At 70.5% G+C, this 6,742-nt stretch carries 8 protein-coding genes; all 8 read right to left on the bottom strand.

The features are described from left to right. A partial coding sequence (locus D3105_RS31175; RefSeq protein ID WP_118906246.1) for an 8-oxoguanine deaminase occupies window positions 1-1,383 on the bottom strand: 1,383 nt, incomplete at its 3' end. Window positions 1,384-1,428: 45 nt separating this feature from the next. Further along, window positions 1,429-2,832: a nucleobase:cation symporter-2 family protein gene (locus D3105_RS31170; protein ID WP_118906245.1), complete on the bottom strand. Its 1,404-nt coding sequence runs from the start codon at window positions 2,830-2,832 to the stop codon at window positions 1,429-1,431. Window positions 2,833-2,900: 68 nt separating this feature from the next. Next, window positions 2,901-3,824, bottom strand: a complete 924-nt coding sequence (gene pucL / locus D3105_RS31165; protein WP_032767945.1) for a factor-independent urate hydroxylase — start codon at window positions 3,822-3,824, stop codon at window positions 2,901-2,903. Window positions 3,825-3,831: 7 nt separating this feature from the next. Then, window positions 3,832-4,221 carry a hydroxyisourate hydrolase gene (gene uraH / locus D3105_RS31160; protein WP_032768082.1) on the bottom strand — a complete coding sequence of 130 codons (390 nt, stop codon included), beginning with the start codon at window positions 4,219-4,221 and terminating at the stop codon, window positions 3,832-3,834. Between the two features lie 20 nt (window positions 4,222-4,241). After that, a complete protein-coding gene (uraD, locus tag D3105_RS31155) occupies window positions 4,242-4,778 on the bottom strand; it encodes a 2-oxo-4-hydroxy-4-carboxy-5-ureidoimidazoline decarboxylase (RefSeq protein WP_093813441.1) in 537 nt (178 codons plus the stop codon). A 155-nt stretch (window positions 4,779-4,933) separates the two neighbouring features. Next, window positions 4,934-5,332: a helix-turn-helix domain-containing protein gene (locus D3105_RS31150; protein WP_118906244.1), complete on the bottom strand. Its 399-nt coding sequence runs from the start codon at window positions 5,330-5,332 to the stop codon at window positions 4,934-4,936. Further along, window positions 5,329-5,580 (bottom strand): hypothetical protein, encoded by a 252-nt coding sequence (locus D3105_RS31145; protein WP_006128581.1) that lies wholly within the window; start codon window positions 5,578-5,580, stop codon window positions 5,329-5,331. Before D3105_RS31145 ends, D3105_RS31150 begins: the two co-directional genes overlap by 4 nt. A 110-nt stretch (window positions 5,581-5,690) precedes the next feature. Next, the coding region (locus tag D3105_RS31140; protein WP_133305729.1) for a lactonase family protein at window positions 5,691-6,742 on the bottom strand (1,052 nt) is incomplete at its 5' end.

Below are 6,742 nucleotides of genomic sequence, written 5' to 3'. Positions count from 1 at the left end.
TCCGGCGGCGATCTGCGCGAGGCGGCGGGCCTCGTCGCGGGTGACGCGGGCGATGGCGTCCTCGTCCACCGTGGTGAGGTGGTTGCCCTCGACGACCGGCTTGCCGTCGACGAGGGAGAGGGTCACCGGGGCGGCCGCGCCGAAGATGAGCGCGGTCACCGGGTCGGCGATCGAGGAGTGGGCCAGGGTGTCCAGCTTCCAGAGGACGAGGTCGGCGAGCTTGCCGGCCTCCAGGGAGCCGATCTGGTCGGCGCGGCCCAGGACCTGGGCCCCGCCGAAGGTCCCGAGGCGCAGGGCCTGACGGGCGTTCAGGGCGGCCTCGCGGTGGGCGCCGAGGCGGTTGATGAGCAGCGCGTTGCGCAGCTCGGTGTGGAGTTCGCCGGACTCGTTGGAGGCGGTGCCGTCCACCCCGAGGCCGACGGGCACGCCGGCGGCGAGCATGTCGGGGACCCGGGCGATACCGGCGGCGAGGCGGGCGTTGGAGGACGGGCAGTGGGCGACGCCGGTTCCCGTACGGGCGAAGGCGGCGATGTCCGAGTCGTTCATGTGGACGCAGTGGGCCATCCACACATCACTGCCGAGCCAGCCGGTCGACTCGAAGTAGTCGGTCGGGCCCATCCCGAACAACTCCTTGCAGAACTGCTCCTCCTCGACGGTCTCCGAGCCGTGCGTGTGCAGGCGTACGCTCTTCCTACGTGCCAACTCGGCACCCTGGCGCATCAGTTCGGTGGAGACCGAGAACGGCGAGCAGGGCGCGACGGCGATCTGCGTCATCGCGTCGAAGGAGGCGTCGTGGTGGGCGTCGATCGTCGCCTCGGTGGCGGCGAGCGCGCCCTCCAGGGTCTCGACGGCGAAGTCCGGGGGCAGGCCGCCGTCCTTCTCGCTGCGGTCCATCGAGCCCCGGGCGAGGGTGAACCGTACGCCCATCTCGCGGGCGGCCCCGATGATCGCGCCGGACAGGTCGCCGGAGCCCTTCGGGAAGACGTAGTGGTGGTCCATGGCGGTGGTGACACCGCCGCGGGCCAGCATGGCGAGTGAGCCCTGCGCGGCGGCGCGGGCCATCGGCTCGTCGATGCGCGCCCAGGTCGGGTAGAGGGCGACCAGCCAGTTGAAGAGGTTGTGGTCGGTGGCCAGGCCCCGGGTGATCCACTGGTAGAAGTGGTGGTGGGTGTTGACCAGGCCGGGGGTGGCGAGGTGCCCGGTGCCGTCGATGCGCCGGACGACACCGGCGAGGCCCTCCGGGGCCTTGCCCGCGCCGACGGACTCGATGCGGTTGTCCGCCACGACGATGTACCCGGAGGCGTACTCCGTGTCCTGGGCGTCGACGGTGGCGATCGAACAGTTCTCGATGACGATGCGCTGAGGGTCTGCCGAAGCTGCCATGGCGCTTCCTTCTTCTCTCTGTGGCGATGTGGGCACGGCAGGACCCTAGGAGGATTTGAGTGCCACAGCGTTACGGCTGTGGGTGCCGAGATGGTGGAAGAACAGGTTGAGCACGACCGCGACCAGGGCTCCCGCGCTGATCCCGGAGCCGAGGACGGTCTGCGCCCAGGCCGGGAAACCGGCGTAGAAGGTGGGCGCGGCGAGCGGGATGATGCCCGCGCCGAGCGCGACGGCCACCAGGATGATGTTGGAGCTGTCGTCGAGGCCCGCCTCGGAGAGCGTGCGGATGCCGCTGACCGCGATGGAGCCGAAGAGGACGATGCCGGCGCCGCCGAGCACGGGCATCGGCACGAGCGAGACGACCGCGCCGAGCACCGGGAAGGCGCCGAGGATCAGCAGGGCTCCGCCGGCTGCCGCGACGACGTACCGGCTGCGCACCCGGGTCAGCGAGACGACGCCGACGTTCTGGGCGAAGGCGCTGGTCGGGAACCCGCCGAAGACCGGGCCGAGGAGGGTGGCGATGCCGTCGGTGCGCAGGCCGCGGGTGATCGTACGCCCGTCGGTACGGCGCTCGCAGATCTCGCCGAGGGCGAGCATCCCGGCGGAGGACTCCGTCATCAGGACGAGCATGACGATGCAGAGCGAGAGGATCGCGGCAGGCTGGAATTCCGGCGCGCCGAAGGCGAAGGGGCTCGGCAGGGCGGCGAGCGGCGCGGACTTCAGCGCGGAGAAGTCGGCGAGTCCGAACGGGATCGCGGCGAGCGTGCCGACGAACATGCCCACCAGCAGGGCGACTTGCTTGAGGAAGCCGCGGCCGAAGCGCTGGACGAGCAGGATGACGACGAGAGTGAAGGCGGCCAGCGCCAGGTACTTCATGGCGCCGAAGTCGTCGGCGGTGGCGTCGCCGCCCTGCGCCCAGGCGACGGGCACGGGCATGAGGGTGACGCCGATGAGGGTGATGACCACGCCGGTGACGAGCGGCGGGAAGAAGCGCAGCAGCCGGCCGAAGAACGGTCCGACGGCCAGGCAGAACACTCCCGCGACGAGCACCGCCCCGTAGATCGCGGGGAGTTGGTGGCCCGGTGCGCTGGTCTCGGCGATGGCGAGCATCGGCGCGATCCCGGCAGAGGAGGCGGCGTTGACGAAGGGCAGCCGGTTTCCGGCGAAGCGGCCGAGGCCGACGGTCTGCAGGATGGTGGCGAGACCGGCGATCAGGAGGCTGGCGGCGATGAGCCGGGTCATGCCGGCGGTGTCCAGGCCGACGGCCTGGCCGATGATCAGCGGAGGGGTGACGACGCCCGCGTACATGGCGGCGATGTGCTGGAGCGCGGCGGGGACGAGCCGCGCGGGGGGAAGCTTCTCGTCGACCGGGTGAACTGCGGGGTCGGCGAGGGATTTCGAGGGGGCTTTGCCTGGGCTTTCGGCCGGCCCCGTTGCAGGCTGTGCCATGGGTGTTCCCTCCGGGATGACCGGCCGCCGCCCGTCTGCGGGCGGACGGCGGCCGGTTCAGTGCCGCGTCAGAGGTTGGTCATGTCGACCGGGATCTTCGGCTCGACGCCGTCCCGGAGCACGGTGGCCTCGATCAGACCGTAGGGACGGTCCGCCGCGAAGTAGACCTCATTGTCGTTCTTGAGGCCGAACGGTTCGAGGTCCACCAGGAAGTGGTGGTTGTTCGGCAGCGAGAAGCGGATCTCGTCGATCTCGCTGCGGCTGTTGATGATGCGCGAACCCATCTGGTACAGGGTCTGCTGGAGCGAGAGGGAGTACGTCTCGGCGAAGGCGTGGAGCATGTGCTTGCGCGCCTGCTCGTAGGACTTCTCCCAGTTCGGCATGCGCTGCTCGTCGCTGGTCCAGTTGTAGCGCCAGCGGGCGGAGACGTCCGTCGCCAGGATGCGGTCGTACGCCTCCTTGAGCGTCGTGTACTTGTCCTTGACGTAGCCCCAGAACTCGGAGTTGGTCGAGTTCATCACGGTCAGGTCCTTGAGGCCCGAGATGACCTCCCAGTTCTCACCGTCGTAGGTGATCTGGGAGACGCGGGTCTCCATGCCCTTGCGGGCGAAGGAGTGCTTCACCTCGTCGGCGCCGATGAACTTGGAGTTGCCGTCGGAGGTCGCGATGCGCTCCCAGGCGTACTCCTCGATCCGGATCCGGGCTCGGTGGATCGGCTCCTGCGAGGAGACGAAGTGCCGGGCGAGGTGGATGCCGAACTGCTCGGCGGACTCGATCCCGTGCTCCTTGGCGAACGCGAACACCGTGTTCTTGGTGGTGTCGGTCGGCAGGACGTTGGCGTTGGAGCCGGAGTAGTGCACGTCGTCCATGTCGCCGGAAAGGGCGACCGAGACGTTCAGGTCCTTGATGTGGTGGGTGTCGCCGTCCCGCGTGATCTTTACGACGCGGTTCTCTGCTTTGCCGTACTGGTTCTGGCCGAGAATCGTGGGCATGTCGGTGCTAGCTCCCTCGGTAAACGGAGTAGCCGAACGGGTTGAGCAGCAGCGGTACGTGGTAATGCTCGCCCGGCACGACCGCGAAGGCGATCGTCACTTCCGGGAAGAACGCGCCGCTGTCCCTTACGCGGGGGGCGTCCTGCTGCGCCTCGGCTTGCTTCTTGGAAAAGTACGTCTCGGTGTCGAATTCGAGACGCACGTGGGTCGTTCCCTCCGGCAGCGCCGGCAGGTCCTTGCAGCGCCCGTCCGCATCGGTCGCGGACGCTCCGAGCGTGACGTACGGCGCGTCGCTTCCGCTGCGGGCGGCGAGCGAGACGGCGACGGACGCGGCGGGGCGGCCGATGCTGGTGTCCAGGATGTGGGTGGACACCGATGCGGTCGTGTCGGTACTCAAGACCGTCACTCTCCTAGATCTCAAGAGTCCTGTGCGGGGGCGTCCTCTGCGAGGGCCTCCGTCACGAGACGGGTCAGCCGGATGCGGTTGATCTTGCCCAGTTCGGTGCGCACGATCTCCTGCTCCTGCTCGGGCGAGTTCCCGATCCGGGACTTCACCGCGTCGCGCATCTGCTCACCGGTGGCGCCGGTGGCGCAGATCAGGAAGACATGTCCGAACCGCTCCTGGTAGGCCAGGTTCAGTTCGAGCATCTCGGTCTTGAGCTCCTCGGAGGCGCCGGCCATCCCCCGCTGCTCACGGGAGGAGGTCGGGTCGCCGGGCTTCGGGCGGCCGATCGGCGGGTGGCCCGCCATCGCGTCGGCCAGGTCCGCCGCGGTGAGCTGCGCCGTGGCGGCGTCGCTCGCGGCGAGCAGGGCTTCTTCGGTGGCGTACGGACGCCCGGCGAGGATGCTGTTTCCCCAGGTCGCACTGGCACACACCTCGTGCAGTGCGGGGGTGGCCTCGCCGTCCGCCAGGGTGTTGAACCGGGTGAGGCCCGGTGTGGAGCTCGAAGTCACGGGAGCCTCCGTGGCTGTTTTTCGCTGTGCGTTGTTCGGGCTGCGGATAGCTAACGCCCTCCGCAACACGACGTCAACACTTTGTTGAAATCTCGCGAACGAAGAAAGCCGCCGTCCCGGCATGCGGACGGCGGCTTTCCTGCGCGTTCGGCCAACTACTCACCCTTGGCCGTATGTTCCCGGTTCAGGTAGTTGTACACCGTGAACCGGGAGACGCCCAGGGCGCCGGCCACGGTCTCCACTCCGTGCCGTACGGAGAAGGCACCGCGTGCCTCCAGGGTCCGGACGACGCTCTGCTTGGCCTTACGGTCCAGGTCGGCGAGCGGCATCCCGTGCCGTCGCTCCATCGCCGCGAGGATGTGGTCCAGCGAGTCGGAGAGCTGGGGCAGGCGTACGGCTATGACGTCCTGGCCCTCCCAGGCGAGCACCACATCGTCCGGCTGGGCCTGCTCGGGGCCCAGCAGCTCGGCGCCCATCGCGTCGACGAGCGGCTTGACGGCCGATACGAAGGGGTGGTCGACGGTGACCGGAGCGTGATCGGCGGATTCGGTCACCGGATCTCCTCCTCGATCACGTTCACCTGGAGCGAGACCCGGGTGGCGCCGGAGGCGAGGGCCTGGCGCAGCAGGGAGTCCACGGCGGTGAGCACCTCGTCCGCGCCCCCTTCCGCGGTGTTGCCGAAGGGGCCGACGTCGACGGCGTCCAGCTCGGCGCCCTGGATCACCTCCCGGGCCACCACCGCGTGGGTGGGCGCCTCGTCGAGATCGAAGGGCTCGGTGGTGAATTCCACCCTCAAGCGCACTGTGCCTCCCTGATGTCCTCGCCGCGGGTGCGGGCGCGCGGCTCGGCCACGACTGTAACCGCTGCCCGGGGCCCCGCCCCCGATGTGCGCGGGGCCCCGTACGGCGGAGGTCACGGCAGCGGCAGGACGCAGACCGCGACCGGGGCGGGGAAGGGGTCGCCGGCGGCGGTGAGGCAGCCGTCGGGGCCGATACCGAAGACGGTGACGGTGGAGGAGCGCTGGTTGGCGGCGAAGAGGAGGGAGCTGTCCGGGGACAGGGCGAGCTGCCGGGGCCAGTCGCCGCCGACGGGCACGGTGCCCAGCAGCCGCAGGGCCGCCCCGTCGTCCTCCACGGCGTAACGGGTGAGGCTGTTGGGGCCCCGGTTGGCGAGGTAGACGTACGCCCCGTCGCCGGTGACGACCGGCTGGGAGGGGTAGCCGGTGGCGGATCCCGTACCGGTGGACTGCCCGGGCCCCGGGGTGAGGGCGCCGGTGGCGGGATCGTACGCGCAGACGACCAGGGTGTTGTCCAGCTCGCAGGCCAGGTAGGCGAAGCGCCCGCCGGGGTGGAAGGCCAGGTGACGAGGGCCGGAGCCGGGCGCCAGGGCGGCGCGGGAGACCTCGGTGAGCGTCCCGGCGGACTCGTCCAGCGTGTAGGTGTACACGGTGTCGGTGCCCAGGTCGGCGGCGAGGACGTGGCCGCCGTCGGGCGAGGCGACGATCTGGTGGGCGTGCGGCCCGCCCTGGCCCGGTCCGGGCGGCGGGGAGCTGTGGGTGACCAGGTCGGTGCGCTCCCCCAGCGAGCCGTCCGCCGCGATCGGGTGCACGGCGACGCTGCCGGAGCCGTAGTTCGCGCTGAGCAGCCAGCGCCCGGACGGGTGGACGGAGAGGTGGGTGGCCCCGGCGCCGCCGGTGGGACGGCTGCCGAGCACCTCGTACGTGCCGTCCGGCGCGAGTCGCACGGCGGTGACCGCGCCCGCGTCCTGCTCGGCGACCGCGTAGACGGTCGAGCCGGAGGGGTGGAGGGCCAGGTAGGAGGGGTTGTCGACGCCGGTGATCACGGGGCCCGGAGTGATCGCGCCGGTGACCGTGTCGTATGCGGCGGTGCCGATGCCGGTGCCGCCTCCCGCCTCGGAGGTGTACGTGCCGAGGAGCAGCGGGCGGGTGGCGCGCGGGGCGGGAG

Origin of the sequence: Streptomyces globisporus (assembly GCF_003501885.1) — a bacterium.
Taxonomy (GTDB): domain Bacteria; phylum Actinomycetota; class Actinomycetes; order Streptomycetales; family Streptomycetaceae; genus Streptomyces; species Streptomyces globisporus_D.
The sequence above is the reverse complement of the archived record's forward strand: the minus strand, read 5'-3'. Positions and strand labels throughout refer to the sequence as shown.

Bases quoted from the DNA above. Each gene is read 5' to 3' on its own strand.
- D3105_RS31170 (WP_118906245.1), bottom strand. From the start codon at position 2,832: ATGGCACAGCCTGCAACGGGGCCGGCCGAAAGCCCAGGCAAAGCCCCC.
- pucL (WP_032767945.1), bottom strand. From the start codon at position 3,824: ATGCCCACGATTCTCGGCCAGAACCAGTACGGCAAAGCAGAGAACCGC.